At 33.4% G+C, this 24589-nt stretch carries 23 protein-coding genes; 12 read left to right on the forward strand and 11 right to left on the reverse strand.

Translation table 11 applies throughout. The annotated features are described in order from the left end of the window. Window positions 1-6 precede the first annotated feature (6 nt). The 3 genes from FT986_RS13950 to FT986_RS13960 all read right to left on the reverse strand — a co-directional run bounded on the left by FT986_RS13950 (window position 7) and on the right by FT986_RS13960 (window position 2386). Window positions 7-852: an OmpA family protein gene (locus FT986_RS13950; protein ID WP_111541519.1), complete on the reverse strand. Its 846-nt coding sequence runs from the start codon at window positions 850-852 to the stop codon at window positions 7-9. A gap of 82 nt (window positions 853-934) precedes the next feature. Then, window positions 935-1930: a glycosyltransferase family 2 protein gene (locus FT986_RS13955; RefSeq protein ID WP_147865577.1), complete on the reverse strand. Its 996-nt coding sequence runs from the start codon at window positions 1928-1930 to the stop codon at window positions 935-937. A gap of 9 nt (window positions 1931-1939) precedes the next feature. Next, window positions 1940-2386 (reverse strand): type I restriction enzyme HsdR N-terminal domain-containing protein, encoded by a 447-nt coding sequence (locus FT986_RS13960; RefSeq protein ID WP_147865578.1) that lies wholly within the window; start codon window positions 2384-2386, stop codon window positions 1940-1942. Window positions 2387-2441: 55 nt separating this feature from the next. On the opposite strand from FT986_RS13960, the gene holA reads away from it, so the two are divergent. The 6 genes from holA to FT986_RS13990 all read left to right on the forward strand — a co-directional run bounded on the left by holA (window position 2442) and on the right by FT986_RS13990 (window position 8564). Next, window positions 2442-3467, forward strand: coding sequence for a DNA polymerase III subunit delta (gene holA, locus FT986_RS13965; RefSeq protein WP_147865579.1), 1026 nt, complete (start codon window positions 2442-2444; stop codon window positions 3465-3467). Beyond that, window positions 3467-4366: a 1,4-dihydroxy-2-naphthoate octaprenyltransferase gene (gene menA, locus FT986_RS13970; protein WP_147865580.1), complete on the forward strand. Its 900-nt coding sequence runs from the start codon at window positions 3467-3469 to the stop codon at window positions 4364-4366. The genes holA and menA overlap by 1 nt, the downstream gene beginning before the upstream one ends. Before the next feature lie 385 nt (window positions 4367-4751). Further along, window positions 4752-5432 carry a metal-dependent hydrolase gene (locus FT986_RS13975; RefSeq protein WP_147865581.1) on the forward strand — a complete coding sequence of 227 codons (681 nt, stop codon included), beginning with the start codon at window positions 4752-4754 and terminating at the stop codon, window positions 5430-5432. Then, window positions 5432-6475 (forward strand): o-succinylbenzoate synthase, encoded by a 1044-nt coding sequence (locus tag FT986_RS13980; RefSeq protein ID WP_147865582.1) that lies wholly within the window; start codon window positions 5432-5434, stop codon window positions 6473-6475. The genes FT986_RS13975 and FT986_RS13980 overlap by 1 nt, the downstream gene beginning before the upstream one ends. After that, window positions 6476-7405, forward strand: coding sequence for a CPBP family intramembrane glutamic endopeptidase (locus tag FT986_RS13985; protein WP_147865583.1), 930 nt, complete (start codon window positions 6476-6478; stop codon window positions 7403-7405). It abuts the gene before it with no gap. Between the two features lie 55 nt (window positions 7406-7460). Next, a complete protein-coding gene (locus FT986_RS13990; protein ID WP_147865584.1) occupies window positions 7461-8564 on the forward strand; it encodes an AMP-binding protein in 1104 nt (367 codons plus the stop codon). Window positions 8565-8643: 79 nt separating this feature from the next. Here the strand turns inward: FT986_RS13990 and FT986_RS13995 are convergent, their stop codons facing one another. Beyond that, entirely contained in the window at window positions 8644-10488 is a 1845-nt protein-coding gene (locus FT986_RS13995; RefSeq protein WP_147865585.1) for a PLP-dependent transferase, read from the reverse strand. Window positions 10489-10518: 30 nt separating this feature from the next. Here FT986_RS13995 and FT986_RS16235 point away from each other — a divergent pair, with 30 nt between their 5' ends. Next, the gene (locus FT986_RS16235) at window positions 10519-10647 is read left to right on the forward strand and encodes a hypothetical protein (RefSeq protein WP_255505983.1); all 129 of its coding nucleotides are present in this window, start codon (window positions 10519-10521) and stop codon (window positions 10645-10647) included. 32 nt (window positions 10648-10679) lie between these two features. On the opposite strand, the gene FT986_RS14000 is transcribed toward FT986_RS16235, so the two are convergent. The 5 genes from FT986_RS14000 to FT986_RS14020 form a co-directional block, all read right to left on the reverse strand. Further along, entirely contained in the window at window positions 10680-11141 is a 462-nt protein-coding gene (locus FT986_RS14000) for a hypothetical protein (protein ID WP_147865586.1), read from the reverse strand. 3 nt (window positions 11142-11144) lie between these two features. After that, on the reverse strand, window positions 11145-12773 hold the full coding sequence (locus FT986_RS14005) for a M1 family metallopeptidase (protein WP_147865587.1): 1629 nt from the start codon (window positions 12771-12773) through the stop codon (window positions 11145-11147). A 43-nt stretch (window positions 12774-12816) separates the two neighbouring features. Further along, window positions 12817-13221, reverse strand: coding sequence for a response regulator (locus FT986_RS14010; protein WP_147865588.1), 405 nt, complete (start codon window positions 13219-13221; stop codon window positions 12817-12819). Continuing rightward, entirely contained in the window at window positions 13214-14683 is a 1470-nt protein-coding gene (locus FT986_RS14015; protein ID WP_147865589.1) for a PAS domain S-box protein, read from the reverse strand. Before FT986_RS14015 ends, FT986_RS14010 begins: the two co-directional genes overlap by 8 nt. 245 nt (window positions 14684-14928) lie before the next feature. After that, on the reverse strand, window positions 14929-16572 hold the full coding sequence (locus FT986_RS14020) for an acyl-CoA carboxylase subunit beta (RefSeq protein WP_147865590.1): 1644 nt from the start codon (window positions 16570-16572) through the stop codon (window positions 14929-14931). A 263-nt stretch (window positions 16573-16835) separates the two neighbouring features. Here FT986_RS14020 and FT986_RS14025 point away from each other — a divergent pair, with 263 nt between their 5' ends. Then, window positions 16836-17012, forward strand: a complete 177-nt coding sequence (locus FT986_RS14025; RefSeq protein WP_245924771.1) for a CAL67264 family membrane protein — start codon at window positions 16836-16838, stop codon at window positions 17010-17012. 378 nt (window positions 17013-17390) lie between these two features. After that, window positions 17391-19082 carry an energy-dependent translational throttle protein EttA gene (ettA, locus tag FT986_RS14030; RefSeq protein WP_147865591.1) on the forward strand — a complete coding sequence of 564 codons (1692 nt, stop codon included), beginning with the start codon at window positions 17391-17393 and terminating at the stop codon, window positions 19080-19082. A gap of 68 nt (window positions 19083-19150) precedes the next feature. On the opposite strand, the gene FT986_RS14035 is transcribed toward ettA, so the two are convergent. Continuing rightward, window positions 19151-20104 carry a transketolase family protein gene (locus FT986_RS14035; RefSeq protein ID WP_147865592.1) on the reverse strand — a complete coding sequence of 318 codons (954 nt, stop codon included), beginning with the start codon at window positions 20102-20104 and terminating at the stop codon, window positions 19151-19153. Window positions 20105-20123: 19 nt separating this feature from the next. Beyond that, window positions 20124-20969 carry a transketolase gene (locus tag FT986_RS14040; RefSeq protein WP_147865593.1) on the reverse strand — a complete coding sequence of 282 codons (846 nt, stop codon included), beginning with the start codon at window positions 20967-20969 and terminating at the stop codon, window positions 20124-20126. A 198-nt stretch (window positions 20970-21167) separates the two neighbouring features. Between FT986_RS14040 and tgt the strand changes: the two genes are divergently transcribed. The 3 genes from tgt to FT986_RS14055 all read left to right on the forward strand — a co-directional run bounded on the left by tgt (window position 21168) and on the right by FT986_RS14055 (window position 24458). Further along, window positions 21168-22298 (forward strand): tRNA guanosine(34) transglycosylase Tgt, encoded by a 1131-nt coding sequence (gene tgt / locus FT986_RS14045; protein WP_147865594.1) that lies wholly within the window; start codon window positions 21168-21170, stop codon window positions 22296-22298. Window position 22299: 1 nt separating this feature from the next. Continuing rightward, a complete protein-coding gene (locus tag FT986_RS14050; RefSeq protein ID WP_147865595.1) occupies window positions 22300-23379 on the forward strand; it encodes an LptF/LptG family permease in 1080 nt (359 codons plus the stop codon). A 125-nt stretch (window positions 23380-23504) separates the two neighbouring features. Further along, window positions 23505-24458 carry an acetyl-CoA carboxylase carboxyltransferase subunit alpha gene (locus FT986_RS14055; RefSeq protein ID WP_147865596.1) on the forward strand — a complete coding sequence of 318 codons (954 nt, stop codon included), beginning with the start codon at window positions 23505-23507 and terminating at the stop codon, window positions 24456-24458. Window positions 24459-24589: the final 131 nt, after the last annotated feature.

The following is a 24589-nucleotide window of genomic DNA, read 5'->3' on the forward strand; positions in this document are numbered from 1 at the left end:
CTAAGCTTATTTTGCTTTTTTCATTCCTTCTTCAATCATTCCGTAAAATTGATCTAACTTAGGAAGAACAACAATTCTTGTTCTACGGTTAGCTGCTTTTCCATCTCTAGAAGAATTGCTATCTACAGGAACATATTCACTTCTACCCGCAGCAGTCATTCTTGAAGGATCTACGTTAAAATCGTTTTGTAAGATACGTACCACAGCAGTTGCTCTCTTAGTACTTAAATCCCAGTTATCAATAATACAAGAATTGTTAATTGGGTCGGTATCGGTGTGACCTTCTACCATAAACTCAAAGTCTTTCTTGTCTTTTACCACTTTAGCTACTTTTCCTAACACTTCTTTAGCTCGGTTAGAAACTTGGTAACTTCCACTACGGAATAATAATTTATCTGAAATCGATACAAAAACAACTCCTTTTTCTACATTAATCTCGATATCCTCATCGTTAATGTTTCCTAAAGCACCTTTTAAACTAGTAACTAATGCTAAAGTAACCGAATCTTTTTTGTTGATCGCGTCACGCATAGTTTTAATTTGAAGGTCTTTTTCTTTAATACTTTCTAAAGAACGCTCTAAGTTTTCTGCTCCTTTTTTAGATAAAGTAGATAAATCTCCTTGAGAATTTAATAAAGCAGAGTTGGTATTTTTAAGCAAGTTAATTTGTTCTTGTAAGCTACTCACTCGGTTTTCTTTTTCTTCTAAACACGTATTAAGCTTTACGGTAGCTGTGTTTAATAGATCCTGAGTGTCTTGTTGCTTCGCTTCTAATTCTTTGTATTTCTTAGAAGAAACACAAGAAGAAAATAATAAAACAGCAGATGCTGTAAATAAAAATATACGTTTCATAACTTAATTGTTTATACTTGTTTTGAGGCACCAAAGCTATTAAAATTGAAATACGTTTATAAGAGATTAACAATTTTATAACTTATTTTAATTCACTAAATTTTCTTTTCTTTTGAATAAAGTATTTCCAGACAATTGAAAATATAAGCGGATATCTTTGAGAATCATTCCCTTGTGATCTTTTTCTCTTTACCTGAAAAAAATGCAGATAAAAACTAGCGTGAGCTTTTAATATGGCTAAAAGATGCTGAGGTCTTTTTTGAAACAAAAACTGAATTCCGGCAACAGCATCTAACAGCATTCGAATAAATATAAATACGTAAGCTTTAATACCAGAAACATTTTTTAATAAATTGTAAAGCGAATTTCTAAAGTTATAGAATGTTTTCTTTGGGTTCATGACATTTAAAGTAGCTCCGCCTAAGTGGTAAACACTAGAAGAAGCATTGTACCAACATTCATAACCTTTATTATTTATGCGCCAACATAAATCGATCTCCTCTTGATGAGCGAAATAATCTTCATCTAGGCCATTAACTTCTTCAAATACACTTCTTCTAATGGCTAAACAAGCGCCACTTGCCCAAAAAATTTCTTTATCCTCATTATATTGACCTTCATCTTTTTCTAAAGTATTAAAGATTCTTCCTTGGCAATAAGGATAACCTAGTCGGTCAATAAACCCGCCTGCGGCTCCCGCATATTCAAAATGAGTTTTCTTTTTATAATCTAGAATTTTAGGCTGAATAACGGCTATGTTTGGTGAAGAAGCGAACATATACTCAAGAGGTTCTAGCCAATTGGGGGTTACTTCTACATCGCTATTTAGTAAGATGAAAACATCTTCCTTTAATTCTGCCAAAGCATCATTATAACCTTTCGCATAGCCGCCGTTTTCTTTATTCTGTATGATTTTAACCTGTGGGAAATTCTCTGTAACAAAAGCTATAGAATCATCTGTGGAAGCATTATCGGCGACATAAATGTTTGCAGAACTTGAGTGTTTTACCACCGACGGTAAAAATTGCTCTAAAAGCGCTCTCCCGTTCCAATTTAAAATTACTACTGCTGTGGTCATAGATTATTTTTAACTAGAGAAATTGGGGATTTCTTTTAAAAACTCATATTTCTCTTCCTCGTAATTCAATTGACAAAAGTAATGATTCAATCCGTTAGTGACCATTAAAAAACGTGCTTTTAAAGCCATATTGTAACGTGCAATTTGGTCGAAGGTATCTTGAGTTATCTTTACAGAAGGAGCTTTACATTCTACAATAAGCTGTAAACTACCGTCTTTATAAAACCCAACCACATCGTAACGTTTTACTAATCCGTTAAGTTGAAGCTGCTTTTCTACATTAATAAGTTGTAGCGGATATTTTTTTTCCTGGTGTAAATAATGAACGGTATGTTGTCTTACCCATTCTTCGGGTGTAAGAATGATAAATTTTTTACGTATAACATCAAAAATAGACACTTTATTTTCGTTATTTTTGAACCGAAATTGATAAGACGGAAAGTTAAGTTTATTCATAGACACCAAAGAAAACAAATTTCTACCTTTTCCGCTTTAGCGAAGTTATTTTTTTATGGAATTGAACCCTCTTTTACAAGATATAAAACAGCGAAAATTAAAGCCAATTTATTTTTTGATGGGAGAGGAGCCGTACTATATTGATAAAATATCAGAATATTTAAGCGACACCATTTTAACAGAAGATGAAAAAGCTTTTAACCAAACTACCCTTTACGGAAAAGATGTAAGCCTAGATGAGGTGTTAAGTACAGCTAAGCGTTTTCCTATGATGGCAGAATATCAAGTAGTCTTGGTGAAGGAAGCGCAAGACTTATCTAGAGAGATTTTAGCGCAAAGCGATAAGAAAAAAAATCAATTAGAGGCTTATGCTGAAAATCCGCAAGCTACCACGATTTTAATTTTTTGCTACAAGTATAAAAAGCTAGATAAACGTAAACGTGTTTATAAAGCTATAGCGAAAAGCGGAGTTATTTTTGAAAGTAAGAAAATCTATGAAAACCAAATTCCTACTTGGATTAAGGATGAGGTAAAACGAAGAGGATATAACATTTCTCCCAAAGCTGCTCATTTACTAACCGAATTTTTAGGGAACGATCTAGCAAAAATCACCAATGAGATAGATAAGCTTGAATTGATCTTAGCGGGAAGAAATGAAATTACTCCCGAAATTATTGAAGAAAATATTGGGATAAGCAAAGACTTTAATAATTTTGAATTACAAAAAGCTTTTGGAGTAAAAGACTACACCAAAGCATACCGCATTATTGAATATTTTGCTCAAAATCAAAAAAATCACCCCATAGTCTTAACTATTCCTATACTTTATAATTTCTTTTCTAAAGTGTTATTATATCACGGTTTAAAAGATAAGTCTAAAGGAAGTGTTGCTAAAGCTCTTAAAGTAAATCCTTATTTTGTAGCCGATTATAGTACAGCAGCAAATCATTACCCTATGAGAGAAGTGAGTGGTATTGTGGCTACCTTAAGAGAAATAGATATGAAAAGCAAAGGAATTAACTCTGTTTCGGCGACACCTATAGATCTGTATAAAGAACTCTTATTTAAAATTCGTTCATAATGACAAAATTTAAAACTTGGGTTTCTGCAGCACGGTTAAGGACCTTGCCACTTTCTATTTCTGGAATATTAGTAGGTACAGCTTTAGCAAAATGGGAAGGCTATTTTTCTTACCCCATATTTGTTTTTGCGCTCTTAACGACTTTAGGCTTACAAGTGTTATCCAATTTTGCAAACGATTATGGAGATGGAATAAAAGGTACCGATAATGAAGATAGAGTAGGACCTATGCGTGCAATACAAAGCGGAATTATTTCTCATCAAGAAATGAAAATAGGAATGATCGTAGCTAGTTTTTTTAGCATAATAATGGCTTCACTTTTAATTTATACAGCTTTCGGAAGTGAAAACTTTTTATTTTCTATGTTGTTTTTTTTATTGGGTTTAGCTTCTATCGCAGCAGCAATAAAATATACTGTAGGGAAATCTGCTTACGGCTATCGAGGTTTAGGAGACGTATTTGTATTTCTTTTCTTTGGTTTGGTAAGTGTATTGGGATCTCATTTTTTATACACGCATTCTTTTAATTTTATCGCTATTTTACCTGCTATAAGCATAGGTTTATTAAGTACTGCAGTGTTGAATTTAAATAATATGCGGGATCAAGAAAGTGATGCTAAAGCTCAAAAAAATACGTTGGTTGTTTTTTTAGGGGCTAAAAAAGCAAAACGATATCATTATTTCTTAATTCTCTTCGCTTTTATCTGTTTTACATTATTTATTCTTCTCGCTCAATTTTATAGATCCGCTTGGTGCTTACTCGCTTTTGTTCCTTTATTTATTCATTTAAAAACAGTGAAAGAAAACACAAGTCCGGTATTGTTAGATCCTGAACTTAAAAAAGTAGCTTTAAGTACTTTTGCTATATCTCTTATTTTTTTAATACTGAGTTTTGTCTAAAAAAGAAAAGAGAAATCCGTTATAGAACTTCTCTCTTCAGACAAAAACAAACAAATTTTTAAGACAGCTTGTTACTGTATATGGTTTTAACGATTAAAAAAAGTTTTAAATAAAGTTGATAAAACTTTCTAACTTCAATTCTAGTTAGGTGGTTAACTCCATATCAACTTCAACCCCTTCTTCCTCTTAATAGCTTATTGAAATTATTACGGAATAAATAGCCATAATAAAAGGTTTTACGTTATAGCAAATCTACTGTTTTCAAATACTTTATGAAATACCTTATATTAGGTATATTTTATACGAATAATTAAAAATGTTATATATATGTGAAGCTTTTAAGGTTTACATCTATTTTTATTAAATTCAAACCAAAATTAAAGTCATGAAAATTACCTTTTACGGACAAAATAGCCTTTCTATAGAAGTAGGCGGAAAACATATTATAGTAGATCCATTTATCACAGGGAATGATCTTTCTAAAGATAAAGTGGATATTAAGCATTTAAAAGCAGATTACATCTTAGTTACCCACGCGCATCAAGATCATACTTTAGATGTAGAAGCTATTGCTAAAAATACAGGAGCTACGGTGGTGAGTAATTATGAAATTGCTAATCATTATGAGGCGAAAGATTTAAAAGTACATCCTATGAATCATGGTGGTTCTTGGGAGTTTGATTTTGGTAAAGTAACCTATGTAAATGCTATTCACACCAGTTCTTTTCCTGATGGAAGTTATGGAGGACAACCTGGGGGATTTGTTGTAGAAGCTTGTGAAAAGTGTATTTATATTGCAGGAGATACCGCACTAACTATGGACATGAAACTTATTCCCATGCGTCACGACCTAGATTTAGCAGTGTTACCTATTGGTGATAACTTTACAATGGGAGTGGATGAAGCAGTGATTGCAAGCGATTTTATTGAATGTAATAAGATATTAGGTTGTCATTATGATACGTTTGGTTTTATAGAAATAGATCACAAAGTAGCGAAAGAGAAATTTAAAATGAAAAAGAAAGAACTTCTCTTGTTAGAAATCGGAGAAAGCATTGAGATTTAATGAAAGCAACTTATCACAAACATATTTTAAACTTTAAACGCCCCAGTGGAACCTCTCGGGGCGTTCTTACTACCAAAGAAACTTGGTATATAATTATAGAGAAAGAAGGGAAAAAAGGAATTGGGGAATGCGGTATATTACGGGGATTGAGTATAGATGACCGTCCCGATTACGAAGAAAAACTCCAATGGCTTTGTGCACATATAGAAGATGATATCAATTCTCTCTTTACGGAATTAAAAGAGTTTCCTTCTATACTATTCGGGTTAGAAATGGCTTTGCAGTCTTTAGATAGCAAAGATCCTTTTGTTCTCTTTCCCTCTCATTTTACGGAAGGAAAAGCGGGTATTCCTATCAACGGACTTATTTGGATGGGGGAGAAGTCGTTTATGAAAGAACAAATTGAAGATAAAATCCAACAATGCTTTAGTTGTATAAAACTTAAAATAGGAGCCATAGATTTTGATGCCGAAATGGAGCTGCTTCAATATATACGAAAAGAATTTTCAGCTAAAGAAATAGAACTTCGAGTAGATGCCAATGGAGCATTTCAGTCAGAGGATGCGCTAGAAAAATTAAAGAGGTTAAGCGATTTAAATTTGCATAGCATCGAGCAACCCATCCGTCAAGGGCAATGTAAAGAAATGGCTAAACTATGCAATGAAACGCCTTTGCCTATAGCTCTAGATGAAGAATTAATAGGTGTTTTTAATGCTTCCGATAAGGAAAAACTAATACAAGAAATTAAACCTCAATATATCATTTTAAAACCGAGTCTTATTGGCGGTTTTCAAGGAACTAAAGAATGGATAAATCTTGCTGAAAAAAATCAAATAGGTTGGTGGATTACCAGCGCTTTGGAGAGCAATATAGGTTTAAATGCAATTGCACAATTCACGTATTTACAAAATAACCCAATGCCACAAGGTTTAGGAACGGGAAGCTTATTTACAAATAATATAGAAAGTCCGTTGCAAGTAAAAGGAGAGAATTTAAATTATAATCCCCAACTAACTTGGGAAACTCAACAAATAAAATTTTAGATGTTTATAGAACAAGCCTTTCGTGGTAAGCACGATTTTTGGTTATATTTAGTAGGATCATTAATAGTTGCTTTAGCTGCTGTTATTGGTCAAATCCCATTAACGGTGGCCATCTTTTTAGAAAATGGTTGGGAAGCTTCTATGATGTCGCAATCCCAAATGATGCAAAGTTTAGACCCCAACCTTCTCATATTTTTACTCTTACTTTCTTTTGCAGTAGGTTTTATAGGACTTAAAATAGCCCTTAAATACTTACACCACATTAATTTTATGACGATAACAACGACAAGGAAAAAGGTAGATTGGGGTAGGATTTTGCTTGGTTTTGGGCTGATAGCTGTATTCTCATCGGTTTCTATACTCATTGATTATCAAAGTAACCCAGAAAATTATGTATGGAATTTTAAACCCATACCATTTCTTATACTCTGTTTAATAGCTATTGTGATGGTTCCCATACAAACGAGTATAGAAGAGTATTTATTTAGAGGTTATCTTATGCAAGGCTTTGGAGTGCTAGCTAAAAATAAGTGGTTTCCGTTAATGATGACCTCCATCATTTTTGGGCTGTTACATATTGCTAATCCTGAAGTAGATAAACTAGGTTATCTCATTTTATTTTTTTACATAGGTACAGGTTTGTTTTTAGGAATTATCACTTTAATGGATGAAGGAATGGAACTGGCTTTAGGTTTTCATGCAGGAAATAACCTTGTCGGAATTATTCTAGTAACCGCAAACTGGACCGCTTTCCAGTCAGAATCACTATTGAAAGATGTCGCAGAACCTACCATAGGTTTTGATGTTTTCTTACCTTTATTAATCGTATATCCTATCTTTTTTATCATTATGGCAAAAACCTATAAGTGGAAAAATTGGAAAGAAAAACTTTTTGGTAAAGTTGAAACTCCTGCAGAAATTATAAATTAAAATAAAATTATTGTTTTGATAACACTCAGTTTTTATTGAAATACAACCTTTGGTTATGGTAGATAACACAGTTGATTTTACACCACATATACATGAAGATTTTCAGTTGAATAAAAACCAATTGAATGAATCTGGACTTATTCAATTGTCTACATACTATATTCAAGAAGGAGAACCCCACGAACAAGAGATTGGAAACTTTTTTTTAGAATGGTTAGACGATAAAAGTTTTGTAGAAGTACATACCTCTGGCTCTACAGGTACCCCAAAAGTTATAAAAATTGAAAAAGAATGGATGGTAAATAGCGCTAAAGCTACCGGTAAATTCTTTAAACTTCCAGAACAAACAACGGCGTTATTGTGCTTACCCGCAACCTATATAGCAGGCAAAATGATGTTGGTACGCGCTATGGTTTTAGGTTGGCATATAGAAAGTGTACCTCCAAAATCAAATCCCTTAGATCAAATGTATAAACGTTTTGATTTTTGTGCGATGACCCCATTTCAATTAGACAATTCTTTAGCAAGACTGCATTTAATCTCTAAATTGATTGTGGGAGGCGGAGCTATTTCGCTTCCGCTGAAACAACTTGTTCAAGGGATCTCTACCAAAATCTACGAAACATACGGAATGACAGAAACGGTCACCCATATTGCAGCTCGTAGGGTAAATTCAAAAAAAAGTAAGAAAAAAGAAATTCCGTTTAAGGTATTACCTAATGTTACGGTAAGTATAGATGAAAGGGGTTGTTTAATTATTAAGGCACCAGGAGTTTCGTCAGATCCTATTACAACTAATGATATTGTAGAACTGGTAACTTATAAAAAATTCTTTTGGCGAGGAAGAATAGATCATGTTATCAATACTGGCGGAATCAAGATTTTTCCAGAACAAGTGGAAAGAAAGTTAGAATCTATAATTCTGCATCGTTTTTTTATCACTTCACTACCGGATGATGCGTTGGGAGAGAAAGTAATCTTATTTGTAGAAGCTCCTTTTTCTGAAGAAAGTTTAAAAGATCTAACCGTGCAAATTCACAAACATAAGGGTTTATCTAAATTTGAAAAACCTAAAAAAATCTATTTTGTAGAAAAGTTTGAAGAAACACATACCGGTAAAATCCATAGAAATCATACCTTAAAAGCTCGATTAGAATAAGTATAGTTCTATAAAAAAAGCCGTCTATTTTACAGAAGCTTTGTAAAATAGACGGCTTTTTTAATTATTTGTGAGAGAATTAGATGCTCTCTACAAAATCTAAAAATACCTTCATGTGAAGTTCAAGATCTAAGTTGCCAGAAACGGAAACTCTAACGATGTAATCTTTGTCACCTTCTTTGGTGGTACCTTGAGTTGAGGTCGCAGGTACCGTCCAATAACAACCTTTTAACTGACCGTAGCTGACACAAAACTTACTTTCCGTAGAGATTTCAGTAATCATTAGATTGATCAACTTTAAGTTTAATTTTCTCTTGTAGGCTTCTTTTTCTTCAGCAGTTTCTCCTTTGGTAGGAAGATCTAATGAAAAAACCGATGGCGTAAAACCTTGACTTGCCAATTTATCAGAAACGAAATTAATCTTAGCTTCAGGTAAAACTTTGTGGATAAACGTTACAAATTCACGCGTATTTTTATAAGCATCTTTTATACGCTGATTCATAGAAGGCATTTGCTTTGCTAATATTTTATATTGAAGTGCTGTCGCCTCATTGTCACAAAGTTCTAAATGCTTTCCTACTTTTTCAATCAATGCTTCTGTGTTTTTATTCCCCACACAGTAGCCAGCAGTACATTTTCCGCCGCTAGGGAATTTAGATCCGCTTACATAGGAAATGGTACGTACCGTAGAAAGTATTTTTCCTTTCCCTAAAAACTGATAATTAGGACAAAACGTTTGGTCGAGAATAAACACAGGATCAATAGCAGTTTCTCCTGTTGCTGTTTTACGTTCGGTACTTAAAACTTCTTTTAATTTTTGAAGTTCGGGAACTTCTACTCTTGGATTTGTAGGGATCTCTGCGATAATATAAGGAACTGCATCTTCTTGAGCGATCTGCGTTAACACCGTATCGATACTTTTAACCATATCATTATCACCATCTACAGGCAAATCTACAACTTCAACATTATCAAGACAAGCAGCCACTCTTCTAGCTTGGTCGTTGGTCCCTCCATAGCAATTTGGAGGAACAATAAATTTAATTTCTTTTCCTTTATGATTTTCTAAAGCATCGTCAACAAGTCCCATCATAATGGCATACTGCATCGATAATCCGCTTGAAGCAACCAATGCTTTTGTTGTGGTACCTGTTATGGAATTAATAGAACCTTTAACACTTGTTTTATTTGCTTCAGCTATATTTTTTTTAGTTTCCACGGAAGAATGTGCCACAAGAGATTTTAAAGCAGTATAGCAATTCTCTGGTGTCATAGATATTGTCTCTCTTCTTCTCACATGCTGAATAGCCGATATATAACTTTCATTCTGTTTTCCATTTATCAACAAAACACTTCCTAAGTCTCCATATAAATTAATATAGAAATCTATATTTGAGTTAAGATCTATATTAGAAACTTTATCGTTTTCTGAAATCAAAACAGTGCTTCCGTCAAAAGTGGCAATATCTGAAGTTTTGTCAATTTTCTTTAATTCAAATTGATAACCATAGACACGTTTTATCACTTCAGCATCAAAGAAATCTGGTAATTGATGCGTGTAAAGAATTTGTGTTTTTTTATTATTTAATAAGTTCTTTCTTAGAATGGCTAAAACAGGAACCGTTTGAGATTGAAAACTAATAACTTCTTCAGCATCTAATTCGTGCAAATTCGCAATTCCCCATTCCAAAATAGAAGATAGGGGATGTCCTAGTCGAATATAATCGTAAGCAGTAGGTAACTTACTTAAAGCCGATGTTGTAGAGTTATGATCATTAAACAAATTTTCAAACTGATCTAAAAACTGTGTTTTAGCTAATTCTTCATTATAAATATCCAAACGGTGAGTGGTTAAATGTAACCAATCGCTTGGCATATTTTCTAATACGTCTTTTATATAATTAAGCATTTTATTCTCTTTCATAATTCAATTTTAAATAAGTCGATAATATACATGAAATCTACTTTTAGCAAAGTTTTACAGGCTGTTTTGTTCGATAAAACTGCCTATCCTTACAATTTAAGTATGCAAATAGAAACTATAGCTTGGATGGAATTTACGGTGAAGTCTAACTTAGAATAAATTCCCAAAAAATAGGTTTGATTATTAGGTGTTTACTTCAACTCTTTTAATAAAGTAGCTTTAATCTCTTCCGCATTTTTTGAACCTATAAAAAAAGTTTTTTTTCCATCTTTAGAAGTAATATGTAAAGATTTACCGTGGCGTGTATTATAAAGTGTTCCTTTAGGAGTCATTCTTAACCCGATTCCATAAGAAAGTGGTGTTTTTATAATCTCAATTTTTGAAGGATCAATATCTTCTAAAGTCATTTTTTGCACAAAGGCTCTAAATCCAAAAGCAGCTTCAATATGTTTGTTGGTAATGGTGATGGTAAGTCGTGTAAATATTAAGGAAGCAAGTACAAGTACTAAGGTGACAATAGCAATAGGAATGAGCGCAATGTTATTTTCTAGTGTTTCTTTTTTTAATAACACAATTACTTGAGCTCCAATAATAATGACAGATAATATCCATAATAAAGCATTAACTTGGGTATGTTGATAGATTTTTTTCATCTTTTAGTTCACCGTAATATAATACTCCCTCAAATTAATTTTGGTATCCTCTAGACTCTTTTTAAATGGCATTTTTTTCCATTCTGTAGTAGGTTTTACAAGAATTTCCTTTCCATCCACCGTAAATCTTAGTGGCATATCAAAATTATCCATATCGGTTTTCCAACGGGCATAGACTTTATTGTTCTCTTCTTTAAGTTGTAATTCCGGTAAACGGGCGTATTTTAGATATTGATCAAAAATAGGCGAGAGGTGTGCTTTTGTACGCTGCTCAAAAAATTTAATTACTGTAGGAGTGTCAATAATTTGATGTTTGTAGGTAAGACTAAAATCTTTTAATAAAGCCCACCATTTTTTATCATCGTTAATCACACTTCTAATCGTGTTTAACATATTGGCGCCTTTGTAATACATATCTCCAGAACCTTCACTGTTCACACCGTAATCACCAATGATAGGGGATTGATTTCCTATAGATCTTCTTAGACCAAATAAATAAGTAAGCGCATCTTCTTTTCCCCAACGGCATTCTACATAAACCGATTCTGCATACGAGGTAAAGGATTCATGAATCCACATATCGGCAATATCGGCAGCGGTGATACTATTACCAAACCACTCGTGAGCTGTTTCGTGGATGGTAATAAAGTCCCATTTTAGACCAACTCCCGTACCCGATAAATCTCGGCCTAAATAACCGTTTTCAAATCCGTTACCATATGCAACAGCACTTTGATGTTCCATTCCTAAATATGGAGTTTCTACCAACTTATAAGAGTCTTCTACAAAAGGATAAGCTCCAAATTTTTCATAAAAACAATCCATCATAGGTTTCACTTCCTCAAATTGCTTTCTGGCTTTTTCTTCATTATAAGAAAGCACGTAGTAATCTAAATCTAAATCTTTGTGAGTATCATGAATATGCACATAATCTCCAATATTGAGAATAATATTGTAATTGTTAATAGGGTTTTCTACTTTCCAGCTCCATTGGGTGTAACCATTATTAAGCTCTTTTTTCCCTGTGAATCTTCCGTTAGAAACATTCATTAATCCGTTTGGAACAGCGACATGGATTTCAGCTTCTTCGGGTTCGTCGCTTAAATGATCTTTGTTAGGATACCATAAACTTGCACCAGTACCTTGCACAGCCACACTTACCCAAGGTTTTCCGTTTTTATCTTTTGAAAAAATAAAACCGCCATCCCAAGGAGCATTTTTAGCAACAATAGGGTTTCCTGAATAATAAAAATCGATATTGATGTTTTTATTCCCGTTAAGCGGAAAAGGAAAATCAATAAAAACAGCATTAAATTCTCTGGTGTATTTAAGAGGCTTTTTTTTAAACACGATGGAATCAACTTTCATATTTTCAAATAAATCTAGTTGAAGACGTTGGGCAGGCTGTAAAACCTTTAATGTGATTTTATTTACACCCGAAATAAATTGTTCGTCAGGATTTACTTTAACGTGCAAATCATATTTTAAGACATCAAAATTTGTTCTTTCATGACGAAGTGAACCTCGTAAAGAATCTGCTTTGGTATACTTACCTTGTTTGTGACTTAAAAGTTGCGAATGACCAGCAAATGTTATTCCTAATAGAATAAAAAAGTATATGATTTTTTTCATGAGATTAACAAGGTAGTGAGTAAATAATTAGATGTAGATGTTTTTAATTTTGAGACTTAAAAGTTTTAAGTATTGTTTTTAAATCATCAGTTTGCACAGGTTTGATAATATAGTTTTCTATATGACTGTATTTTTTAGATTTTTCGTAATCTAAAGGATCAATAGAGCTAGATACAATATATACCGTAATTTTCTTATCCACTTTTACTTGAGTAAATTCATCTAAAAACTGCCAACCATCCATTATTGGCATATTAAGGTCGAGTAGAATAACTTCAGGTAGGGCTTCTTTATCGTCTTTAATAGCTATCAAATTTTCTAATGCATCTTCGCCGTTTTTATAGACTAAAACCTCTTCTGCAAAATCCACAGAATTCATCACTTTTTTAAGGCCAAATATGAATATAGGGTCATCATCAATAATACATGCTATCTTTAATTTACTCATGTTTTAAATATATTTTAAAAGTAGTTCCTTTATTTACTTTACTTTTTACAGTTACTTTTCCGTTAAGGGCGTCAATTTGGTTTTTGGCGATAAATAATCCTATGCCTTTAGCGTCTTCATGCTTGTGGAAGGTTTTATACATACCAAAAATTTTATCTCCGTGTTTTTCTAAATCAATTCCTAGACCATTATCTGTTATTTCAATAATAACAAATTCTTGATTCTTACTAGCAGTAATATTTAAAAAACTTTCTTTATTAGGGTCGCTGTATTTTATTCCGTTTGTTATAAAATTCATTAAAATACTGTTCAAATAAGCTTTTATAGCTAAAACTTTAATCTCTGGAGGGATATTCACATTTATTTTTACAGAGAGTTGATTATCATTAAGCTTAATGCCCTTAATAATGGAATTAACTTCTTTAAGAAGATTGATAGCGATGAGGTTATCATGAATAGTATTGTTCATGGTCACAATTTCATTAAGGTGTAGTATCGTCTCTCCTAAATGATTGGCAGCGACTTTAAGATGAGAGATAATTTCTGCACGTTGGTTTTCATCTGTTTCATCATCTAAAATATCTAATAGCATAGAAAAATTTCCCGAATGAGATCTAAGGTTATGAGATACGATATGTGCAAAATTTCTTAACCGACCATTTTGATCTTTACTTGTTTTAAGCAGTTTTTTTATCTCTTTTTCAGCGTTTTTTCTATTTGTAATATCTACAATTTGAGAGATGAAATATAAAGGTGCGTCGTTATCATCTCTTACAATACTTACTGCTAAAATTCCATAAACTAAAGAACCCGATTTGTGAAAATACCTCTTTTCTAAATGATAGTGGGGTATTTCTCCTGCAATAAGTTGTTCGAGAAATTGTAAATCTATATTTAAGTCTTCGGGATGTGTTATATCTTGAAACGTAAGTTTACTTAGTTCTTTTTTTGTATAACCTAGCATATTAGATATGGCAGAATTTACATTTTCCCAAGTTCCGTCTAAAGAAATAATGGCCATTCCTATAGCAGCATTTTCAAAATTACTATTAAATGCTTTCTGGCTGATTTTTAATTTTTCTTCAATCGAAAAACTTTTAATCGAAACATTAGGAGAATTTATTTTTATGGATTTTTTATGAAAAGCCAGTAGAATATAAGTTGAATTACCATCTACGACTTCTATTTTCTTAGCCTTTTTTATAAACTCTGTTTCTTCATCTATAATAATCTTAACCTTATATTTCTTTTTTGATGTTGTAGAACTTTCTGTTTCTAATTTAAAGCTAAAATTTGCTAAGGATACATTGTATTTTTTTAAATGCTGAAGAAGAGAGGGGTGAGTATAAAAGTCCTGATTTTGGTCTGCTTCATAGAAAATATAGCCAAATATAGAATACTGCTGTATAAAATTAAATAACTCGACATGCTTACCAATAAGGTTATGTAACTTATTCTTCAAAATTAATTTTTAAGGGGTATAACAACAATAAATATGAATGCTTAAAATTATTCATTATGAAATTTTAGGTATACAATAGAATTTTCATTCTTTAAACTATATATTTAAGTAAAAGAGTGAAATTGTTTTTCTATGAGAAGACCTTTTAAAATAAAGAAATAATTTTAAGCAAATAAAATTAATACATTTAAACGGAAAAAGCTACCCATTATGGATAGCTTTTTCGATTTCAATAAAATTATTTGTTATGTTTGAATCACTCCTAGATTAAAGTCTTTTGTAATTGGAGCATGATTAGCGGCTTCAATTCCCATAGAAACCCATTTACGAGTATCTAAAGGATTGATAACTCCATCAGTCCAAATGCGCGAAGCTGCATAATACGGACTTACTTGTCTGTCATAATCTGCTTTGATTTTATCAAAAAGCTCTTTTTCTTTTTCAGGGGTAATTTCTTCTCCTTTTTTCTTTAATGAAGCTGTTTCAATTTGTAATAATACCTTAGCTGCAGAGTTTCCACTCATTACTGCTAATTCTGCACTTGGCCAAGCTGCGATTAAACGTGGGTCATAGGCTTTTCCGCACATAGCGTAATTACCCGCACCATAAGAATTTCCGATAACAATCGTAAATTTAGGAACTACTGAATTACTTACTGCATTTACCATCTTGGCACCGTCTTTAATAATACCGCCGTGCTCGCTTTTACTTCCTACCATAAAACCAGTAACATCTTGTAAAAACACTAACGGAATTTTCTTTTGATTACAATTTGCGATAAAACGAGTAGCTTTATCGGCAGAATCAGAATAAATAACACCACCAAACTGCATCTCTGTAGGTTTAGTTTTAGCCGAAGTAGTTTTTACAATTTTTCTTTGATTGGCTACAATTCCAACAGCCCAACCATCAATACGCGCATAACCCGTAATAAGCGTTTGACCATATCCATCTTTATAAGGTTCAAAATCTGAATCATCAATTAATCGATTGATAATTTCCATCATATCGTATTGGTCACTTCGTTTTGCAGGTAAATGTCCAAAAATCTCTTGCGGATCTAATTTCGGTTTAATTGCTTTCTTTCGGTTAAAACCAGCTTTATCAAAATCACCAATTTTATCCATGATATTTTTAATCTTAGATAAAGCGTCTTTATCATCTTTGGCCTTATAATCGGTCACACCGCTTACTTCGCAATGTGTTGTGGCGCCACCTAAAGATTCATTATCGATACTTTCTCCAATAGCGGCTTTTACTAAATAGCTACCGGCTAAGAAAATACTTCCAGTTTTTTCAACGATTAAAGCTTCGTCACTCATAATAGGTAGATAAGCTCCCCCAGCGACGCAACTTCCCATAACAGCAGCAATTTGGGTAATTCCCATGCTACTCATTACTGCATTATTTCTAAAAATTCTTCCAAAATGTTCTTTGTCAGGAAAAATCTCATCTTGCATAGGTAAATATACTCCTGCGCTATCTACTAAATAAATAATAGGAAGTCTGTTTTCAATCGAAATTTCTTGTGCACGTAAATTCTTTTTTCCAGTAATAGGAAACCAAGCTCCAGCTTTAACAGTAGCATCATTGGCTACAACAATCACTTGTTTACCAGATACGTAACCTATTTTTACCACCACACCACCGCTAGGACAGCCACCGTGTTCTTCATACATTCCTTCTCCTGCAAAAGCACCAATTTCAATAGATTTACTTGGATCGTCCAATAAAAAATCGATACGCTCTCGTGCAGTCATTTTTCCTTTGGCGTGATGCTTTTCAATGCGTTTTTCACCACCACCTAGGTAGACTTTTTTAAGTTTACTATTTAAATCTGAAACCAATAATTTATTATGGTCTTCGTTTTTATTAAATTTTATATCCATGGTTAATTGTTATTCAAATTATGGGCGTTTCCCATTTACCAATGGGTCAGGCTTTCGCTACTCGCTTCCCAATTATCATTGGGAGAGCTTAAACAGGCCGCTCAATCCTTAACGCAAATGTTTGGTAGCGAAAATACAAAAACCAAAACTTATTTTAGCCCTAAAGATTTGTTATAATCTTAGTTTTTTATAGAATAGATGCTATTTTTGTACACTTACTACAATTAAGTTTTATTAAAAATTAAAGTACATTAGAAATGAGCATGAATAAAAATACTGTTTTGGCTTGGGCCACATTTATCATGATTGTCGTTGGAGTAGGGTTAATTGCCTTAGGGGCTTTTAAATATTCAGAAGTAGCTGGTTATGGTTTTGCAGCGGTAGGGATAGGTTTTTTTGCTATTGCTTGGGTATTTAATGCTTTAAAGGGGCGAGTTTAATCAATTTTAAATGGTTACAAGTTTCCTAAAACTAAAGTAATCTTTATTACAATTATAGATTTACATAAGTTGAATAGGAATTCGTATATATTTATCTATCTCAAATTAGTTGGATATAAAAATTAAGATTATTTAAAGTACTCTATTTATAATGCTCATAAATATAAAATGATAATGTTAGAGAATTGAGCATGGTTTTCTTAAACAAATACACGTGTTAACATCATTATTTTTTAGATATTTGCGTTAGCGATAACAGCGGCATCCTCCTTTTTTGCGATTCAGCAAAAAACAGAGATATAGCGAATAGCGCGACCTCACTTACATTTTTTATGAAAGTGTGGTAACGCCCAATAAATTCATAAAAACAAAATTACAATGGCAGATGATAAAAAGGTGATTTTTTCCATGTCTGGACTCACCAAAACGTATAAGAATGCAAATACTCCGGTTTTAAAAAACATTTATTTAAGTTTCTTCTACGGAGCTAAAATTGGAATTTTAGGTCTTAACGGATCTGGAAAATCTACCTTACTAAGTATTATAGCAGGACAAGAAAAAAACTATCAAGGAGATGTAGTTTTTTCCCCAGGCTATTCGATTGGATATTTAGAGCAAGAACCTAAATTGGATGAAGACAAAACGGTTTTAGAGGTAGTAAAAGAAGGAGTTGCAGAAACCATGGCGGTTTTAGATGAGTATAACTCCATCAACGATCAATTTGGGTTACCTGAAGTTTATGAGGATGCAGATAAAATGCAAAAACTGATGGACAAACAAGCTACTTTGCAAGATAAAATTGATGCAACCAATGCTTGGGAAATTGATACTAAATTAGAAATTGCAATGGATGCGTTAAGAACTCCAGATGCCAATAAGAAAATAGGGGTACTTTCTGGAGGTGAGCGTCGTCGAGTGGCTTTGTGTAGATTATTATTACAAGAACCAGATATTTTATTATTAGATGAACCAACTAACCACTTAGATGCCGAATCGGTACATTGGTTAGAACATCACTTACAACAATATAAAGGAACTGTAATTGCTGTTACTCACGACCGTTATTTCTTAGATAATGTTGCTGGATGGATTTTAGAATTAGATCGCGGAGAGGGAATTCCTTGGAAAGGGAACTATTCTTCTTGGTTAGATCAAAAATCTAAGCGAATGGCTCAAGAGCAAAAATCGGCTTCTAAGCGTCAAAAAACTTTAGAGCGAGAGTTAGAATGGGTAAAGATGGCGCCTAAAGGAAGGCAAGCCAAACAAAAAGCTCGTTTAAATAACTACGATAAGTTGATGAGTCAGGATCAAAAGCAAATGGATGAAAAGCTAGAGATCTACATTCCTAACGGTCCGCGTTTAGGAAATAATGTGATTGAAGCTGTAGGGGTAAGCAAAGCTTTTGGAGATAAGTTATTATATGAAGATTTAAACTTTAAGCTTCCGCAGGCTGGTATCGTGGGGATTATTGGTCCTAACGGAGCTGGTAAAACCACTATCTTTAAAATGATTATGGGTGAGGAAACATCAGATAAAGGAGAATTCAAAGTAGGGGAGACCGCTAAGATTGCTTATGTAGACCAGAGTCACTCAAATATTGATCCTGAAAAAACCATCTGGCAGAACTTTAGTGATGAGCAAGATATGGTGATGATGGGCGGTAAAGAAGTAAATTCTAGAGCTTATTTAAGTCGGTTTAACTTTAGCGGAAGCGAACAAAACAAGAAAGTAAATATGCTTTCTGGTGGTGAACGTAACCGTTTACATTTAGCGATGACTTTAAAAGAAGAAGGAAACGTTTTACTTCTCGATGAGCCTACCAATGACTTGGATGTAAATACACTGAGAGCCTTAGAAGAAGGTTTGGAAAACTTTGCAGGATGTGGGGTAGTTATTTCTCACGACCGATGGTTCTTAGATAGAGTATGTACACATATTCTTGCTTTTGAGGGAGATTCTCAAGTGTATTTCTTTGAAGGAAGTTTCTCTGATTATGAAGAGAACAAGAAAAAACGTTTAGGAGGCGATGTAATGCCAAAACGAATTAAGTATAAAAAGTTAACTCGTTAAAAGTAACTTTAAAGTATAAAAAAAGCCCTTGAAATTTCAAGGGCTTTTTTATTTGAGAAAGAATAGGATTATTTTCTCTCGATAACTTTTTTAGTAGCTTTGATAATAGCTTCGGCGTTAAGACCGTATTTATCCATCAATTGTTCTGGAGTTCCGCTTTCTCCAAAAGTATCTTTGGTAGCTACAAATTCTTGTGGAGTAGGATGGTTTTTAGCTAAAACGCGAGCTACACTTTCTCCTAATCCGCCAAGGAAATTATGCTCCTCTGCAGTAACTATACAGCCTGTTTTCTTTACAGAGTTTAAAATAGCCTCATCATCTAAAGGTTTAATCGTATGAATGTTGATTACTTCAGCTGTAATTCCTGCTTCTTCTAATTGTTCTGCAGCTTGAAGTGCTTCCCAAACTAAGTGACCAGTAGCCACAATCGTTACATCAATTCCTTCAGTTAACTGTACAGCTTTCCCAATTTCAAATGTTCCATTTTCTGGGGTAAAGTTAGCTACTTTTGGTCTTCCAAAACGTAGGTAAACTGGTCCGTCATGTTCAGCTATAGCTATGGTAGCTGCTTTGGTTTGATTGTAATCACAAGTATTGATGACAGTCATTCCTGGAAGCATTTTCATTAGTCCAAGATCTTCTAGAATTTGATGTGTTGCCCCATCTTCTCCTAAAGTTAAACCTGCGTGAGAAGCACAAATTTTTACATTTTTCCCAGAATAGGCTACACTTTGACGAATTTGATCGTACACCCTTCCTGTAGAGAAGTTAGCAAAAGTTCCGGTAAACGGAATTTTTCCTCCAATGGTCATCCCTGCTGCCATCGAAATCATATTAGCTTCAGCAATTCCTACTTGAAAGAAACGATCGGGATGATTTTCTTTAAACGCATCCATTTTTAAGGAACCCGTTAAATCTGCACACAAGGCTACTACGTTTTCATTCTTTTTTCCTAATTCTTCTAATCCTGCTCCAAAACCAGAGCGTGTATCTTTTTTACCTGAATCTGTATATTTTTTCATTTTGTGTGTGTTGTGCTGATTAATAATCTCCTAGAGTTTCTGCATTTTGAGAAAGACCTGTTTCTAATTGCTCATCGTTAGGAGCTTTACCATGCCAAGCGTGTGTGTGCATCATAAAATCTACACCATTACCCATAACTGTATGTAATAAGATACAAACAGGTTTTCCTTTTCTGGTTCTAGATTTTGCTTCTTTTAAACCTTCAATTACTTTGGTAATGTTATTTCCTTCTTTTACTTCTAAAACGTCCCAGCCAAATGCTTCGAACTTATCTTTTATATTTCCTAGAGGAAGAACATTATCTGTACAACCGTCAATTTGCTGTCCGTTAAGGTCTACCGTAGCAATAAGATTGTCTACTTTATTTCCGGCAGCATACATAATAGCTTCCCAGTTTTGACCTTCTTGTAACTCTCCATCTCCGTGTAAAGAATAGATAATATGAGAATCTTTATTTAATTTTTTAGCTTCGGCTGCACCAATGGCAACAGACATACCTTGACCTAATGAACCAGAAGCAATTCTAATTCCAGGTAAACCTTCGTGGGTAGTTGGGTGTCCTTGCAAGCGAGAATCTAAGAGTCTAAACGTGTTAAGTTCCTCTACAGGGAAAAATCCGCTTCTAGCGAGAACGCTATAAAATACAGGAGAAATATGACCATTAGAAAGGAAGAAAAGATCTTCGTTATTTCCATCCATGGTAAAATCTGTAGAAAAATCCATCACCTCTTGGTAAAGTGCAGTAAAAAATTCGGCACAACCAAGAGAACCTCCTGGGTGACCACTATTTACTTTATGAACTTGCCTAAGAATATCCCTTCTTACTTGGGTTACAAAATCTTCTAGTTGTTGTGTGTTGGGCATGATAAAAGTGTTGTTAAATCAATTTCTGCAAAAGTAACTTTAATTCAAGGCTTTTAAAAGAAAATTAAGGCTAATTATCAACTAAAAAATGTGAATAAATCTTCAAAAAACCTATTTTAGAATTAAATACTTGAAGTTGCTTAATTTTTACAAGCCATTACTTATAGTTGTTTATCTTTGCCACTTTGAAAAAGAGATATGGAATTTGATTTATTAGCTAAAGATAGTGGTAGTAAAGCCCGAGCTGGAGAAATAACTACAGCACACGGAAAAATAGAAACCCCTATTTTTATGCCTGTTGGTACTATTGGTACTGTAAAAGGAGTTCACCAAAGAGAACTTAAAGAAGAAATTAACCCAGATATTATTTTGGGTAATACTTATCACCTTTACTTAAGACCCCAAATGGAAGTCTTAAAAAAAGCTGGTGGATTACATAAATTTATGAATTGGGATCGCAATATCTTAACCGATAGTGGTGGTTACCAAGTTTATTCTCTTTCGGCAAACCGAAAGATAAAAGAAGAAGGTGTGAAATTTAAGTCTCATATTGATGGGAGTTATCATTTTTTTACGCCCGAAAATGTGATGGATGTTCAACGTACTATTGGTGCAGATATCATCATGGCTTTTGATGAGTGTACACCTTATCCTTGCGATTATCGCTATGCAAAACGATCTATGCATATGACGCATCGTTGGTTGGATCGTTGTATGAATCATTTTCATAACACACCACCCCTTTACGGATATGATCAAACTCTATTTCCTATTGTACAAGGGAGCACCTATAAAGATTTAAGACAACAATCTGCCGAATATATTGCTAACGCTGGAGCGGAAGGAAATGCAATAGGTGGACTTTCTGTAGGAGAACCTGCCGAAGAAATGTATGCGATGACTGAAGTGGTGACGGCTATTTTGCCCGAAGACAAGCCTCGTTATCTTATGGGAGTAGGAACACCTATAAATATTTTAGAGAATATAGCATTAGGGGTAGATATGTTCGATTGTGTAATGCCTACTAGAAATGCTAGAAATGGAATGCTTTTTACTGCCCACGGAACCATCAATATCAAAAATAAAAAATGGTATGATGATTTTTCACCTATAGATGAAATGGGAATTACTTGGGTTGACACCGAATATTCTAAAGCATATCTAAAACATTTATTTTCGGTGAATGAAATGCTTGGCAAGCAAATTGCAACCATTCACAATTTAGGATTTTATCTTTGGCTAACTCGAGAGGCTAGAAAACACATTATAGCTGGAGATTTTAGAGAATGGAAAGATAAGATGGTTAAACAAATGGATAAAAGATTATAATTTGAAAATATTAGACTGGTATATTCTTAAACGCTATTTAGGAACGTTTTTTACGTTGCTATTGTTGTTTATTCCTATTGGGATAACGGTAAATCTTGCCGAAAAAATCGACAAAATTTTAGTAAATGAAGTTCCGTTTTTAGAGGTTTTCTATTATTATATAGACTTTACCATTTACTTTGCTAATTTACTTTTTCCTATATTCTTATTTCTATCTGTTATATTTTTTACCTCAAAGCTGGCAAATAATACAGAAATTATTGCCTTTTTAAGTTCAGGGGTATCCTTTAATCGATTTCTAAGACCTTACCTTATAGGAGCGACTTTAATTTGCCTTGGAGCTCTAGTAATGGGGATGTATTTGGCACCTAGTGCTAGTCAAGGGTTTAATGATTTTACCTATAAGTATCTAAAGCATGGAAGAGATGCAGCAGAAACAAAAGATGTTTTTAAACAAATAAATGATGATGAGTTTATTTTTGCTACCAATTTTGATCCTAAAAATAAAACCGCAAGTAATTTCACTTTAGAAAATTTTAAAGGAAATGTACTTCAATTTAAGATTAGTGCTAGTAGATTAAAGTTTAACGAAGAAGATTCAATTTACACCTTATCTAATTTTGAGAAAAGGATCGTAGGAAAGAATTCAGATGATATTTTATTACAGCATAGAAAATTAGATACGGTTTTACCCTTTGAATTTGGTGAGCTTACACCTGTATCTTATATAGCAGAAACTAAGAATTTTACAGAGCTTAACGAGTTTATAGAACAAGAAAAGAAAAGAGGTTCTGCTAACATTAACCGTTATAAAGTGGTAGCATACAAACGTTGGAGTTTACCTGTTTCAGCCTATATTTTAACCATTATTGCTGTAGCAGTTTCTGCAATGAAGCGAAGAGGAGGGATGGGAGTAAACTTAGCAATAGGAATTGCTATTGCCTTTGTATTTGTGTTTTTTGATAAAGTATTTGGTACCATGGCAGAGAAATCTACTTTTTCACCGCTTATAGCTGTGTGGTTTCCAAATGTATTTTTTGGAGTTCTAGCTATTATCTTGCTAAGAAAAGCGAAACGCTAAGTTGATGAGTTAAATATTCTTCCGTAAAGAAAAATTCAATTTAAATTAATAATTCTTAGTTTGATTACACAAGAATAAGTTTTATATATTTGTAGGCTATAAACTAATAAAAGCCATAACCCACTATGGAATACTTAGAATTTGAAGCTCCTATTAAAGAGCTACAAGAACAATATAATAAAGCTTGCGCTATAGGTGTAGATAGTGATGTAGATGTAACACAAACCTGCAAGCAAATAGAAAAGAAACTAGCCTCAACAAAGAAGGAAATATATAAAAACCTTACGGCATGGCAACGTGTACAGTTGTCAAGACACCCTAACAGACCTTATACATTAGACTATATTAAAGCTATATGTGGTGAAACATTTTTAGAACTTCACGGTGATAGAAATGTGGCAGACGATAAAGCTATGGTTGGTGGTTTAGGAAAAATTGGGGAACAAAGTTTTATGATTATTGGTCAGCAAAAAGGATACAATACTAAAACTAGGCAATACCGTAATTTTGGTATGGCAAACCCAGAAGGTTATCGTAAAGCACTACGTTTAATGAAATCTGCAGAGAAATTTGATGTTCCTGTAGTCACTTTTATTGATACACCAGGAGCTTATCCAGGCTTAGAAGCAGAAGAGCGCGGCCAAGGAGAAGCTATTGCTAGAAATATCATTGAAATGACTCGCTTAAAAGTACCTGTTATCGTAGTTGTAATAGGAGAAGGTGCAAGTGGAGGAGCTCTAGGAATTGGTGTTGGAGATAAAGTAATGATGTTAGAAAATTCTTGGTATTCTGTAATTTCTCCAGAAAACTGTTCTTCTATTTTATGGAGAAGTTGGGATCATAAAGAGCAAGCTGCAGAAGCTTTAAAACTTACTGCTACCGATGCTAAAAAACTAAAAGTTATAGATTCTATCATTAAAGAACCACTGGGTGGTGCTCATAGTAATAGAGAGGAAATGTTTACTACACTTAAAAAAGTAATTATTGAATCTCATGCGGAGTTGAAAAACTTATCACCAAAAGAATTAGTGGAAAAAAGAATGGAAAAATATTCTTCAATGGGGGTTTTTAAAGGCTAACTCCTTTAAACCTTACTAATACAAAATCCGAAGCTTTTTGTTTCGGATTTTTTTGTGGTTATCAACAAAAATATTAAGTTATAAACAGGGAGATTGTTCATAAGGTGTGAACTATCCTAATCATAAAAAAC

Origin of the sequence: Mesonia sp. K4-1, assembly GCF_008017825.1 — a bacterium.
Taxonomy (GTDB): domain Bacteria; phylum Bacteroidota; class Bacteroidia; order Flavobacteriales; family Flavobacteriaceae; genus Mesonia.

What these genes read in the sequence shown, in the direction of transcription:
- FT986_RS13950 (WP_111541519.1), bottom strand. Translation starts at nt 852, where the DNA reads ATGAAACGTATATTTTTATTTACAGCATCTGCTGTTTTATTATTTTCT.
- FT986_RS13955 (WP_147865577.1), bottom strand. Translation starts at nt 1,930, where the DNA reads ATGACCACAGCAGTAGTAATTTTAAATTGGAACGGGAGAGCGCTTTTA.
- FT986_RS13960 (WP_147865578.1), bottom strand. Translation starts at nt 2,386, where the DNA reads ATGAATAAACTTAACTTTCCGTCTTATCAATTTCGGTTCAAAAATAAC.
- holA (WP_147865579.1), top strand. Translation starts at nt 2,442, where the DNA reads ATGGAATTGAACCCTCTTTTACAAGATATAAAACAGCGAAAATTAAAG.
- menA (WP_147865580.1), top strand. Translation starts at nt 3,467, where the DNA reads ATGACAAAATTTAAAACTTGGGTTTCTGCAGCACGGTTAAGGACCTTG.
- FT986_RS13975 (WP_147865581.1), top strand. Translation starts at nt 4,752, where the DNA reads ATGAAAATTACCTTTTACGGACAAAATAGCCTTTCTATAGAAGTAGGC.
- FT986_RS13980 (WP_147865582.1), top strand. Translation starts at nt 5,432, where the DNA reads ATGAAAGCAACTTATCACAAACATATTTTAAACTTTAAACGCCCCAGT.
- FT986_RS13985 (WP_147865583.1), top strand. Translation starts at nt 6,476, where the DNA reads ATGTTTATAGAACAAGCCTTTCGTGGTAAGCACGATTTTTGGTTATAT.
- FT986_RS13990 (WP_147865584.1), top strand. Translation starts at nt 7,461, where the DNA reads ATGGTAGATAACACAGTTGATTTTACACCACATATACATGAAGATTTT.
- FT986_RS13995 (WP_147865585.1), bottom strand. Translation starts at nt 10,488, where the DNA reads ATGAAAGAGAATAAAATGCTTAATTATATAAAAGACGTATTAGAAAAT.
- FT986_RS16235 (WP_255505983.1), top strand. Translation starts at nt 10,519, where the DNA reads ATGAAATCTACTTTTAGCAAAGTTTTACAGGCTGTTTTGTTCGATAAA.
- FT986_RS14000 (WP_147865586.1), bottom strand. Translation starts at nt 11,141, where the DNA reads ATGAAAAAAATCTATCAACATACCCAAGTTAATGCTTTATTATGGATA.
- FT986_RS14005 (WP_147865587.1), bottom strand. Translation starts at nt 12,773, where the DNA reads ATGAAAAAAATCATATACTTTTTTATTCTATTAGGAATAACATTTGCT.
- FT986_RS14010 (WP_147865588.1), bottom strand. Translation starts at nt 13,221, where the DNA reads ATGAGTAAATTAAAGATAGCATGTATTATTGATGATGACCCTATATTC.
- FT986_RS14020 (WP_147865590.1), bottom strand. Translation starts at nt 16,572, where the DNA reads ATGGATATAAAATTTAATAAAAACGAAGACCATAATAAATTATTGGTT.
- FT986_RS14025 (WP_245924771.1), top strand. Translation starts at nt 16,836, where the DNA reads ATGAATAAAAATACTGTTTTGGCTTGGGCCACATTTATCATGATTGTC.
- ettA (WP_147865591.1), top strand. Translation starts at nt 17,391, where the DNA reads ATGGCAGATGATAAAAAGGTGATTTTTTCCATGTCTGGACTCACCAAA.
- FT986_RS14035 (WP_147865592.1), bottom strand. Translation starts at nt 20,104, where the DNA reads ATGAAAAAATATACAGATTCAGGTAAAAAAGATACACGCTCTGGTTTT.
- FT986_RS14040 (WP_147865593.1), bottom strand. Translation starts at nt 20,969, where the DNA reads ATGCCCAACACACAACAACTAGAAGATTTTGTAACCCAAGTAAGAAGG.
- tgt (WP_147865594.1), top strand. Translation starts at nt 21,168, where the DNA reads ATGGAATTTGATTTATTAGCTAAAGATAGTGGTAGTAAAGCCCGAGCT.
- FT986_RS14055 (WP_147865596.1), top strand. Translation starts at nt 23,505, where the DNA reads ATGGAATACTTAGAATTTGAAGCTCCTATTAAAGAGCTACAAGAACAA.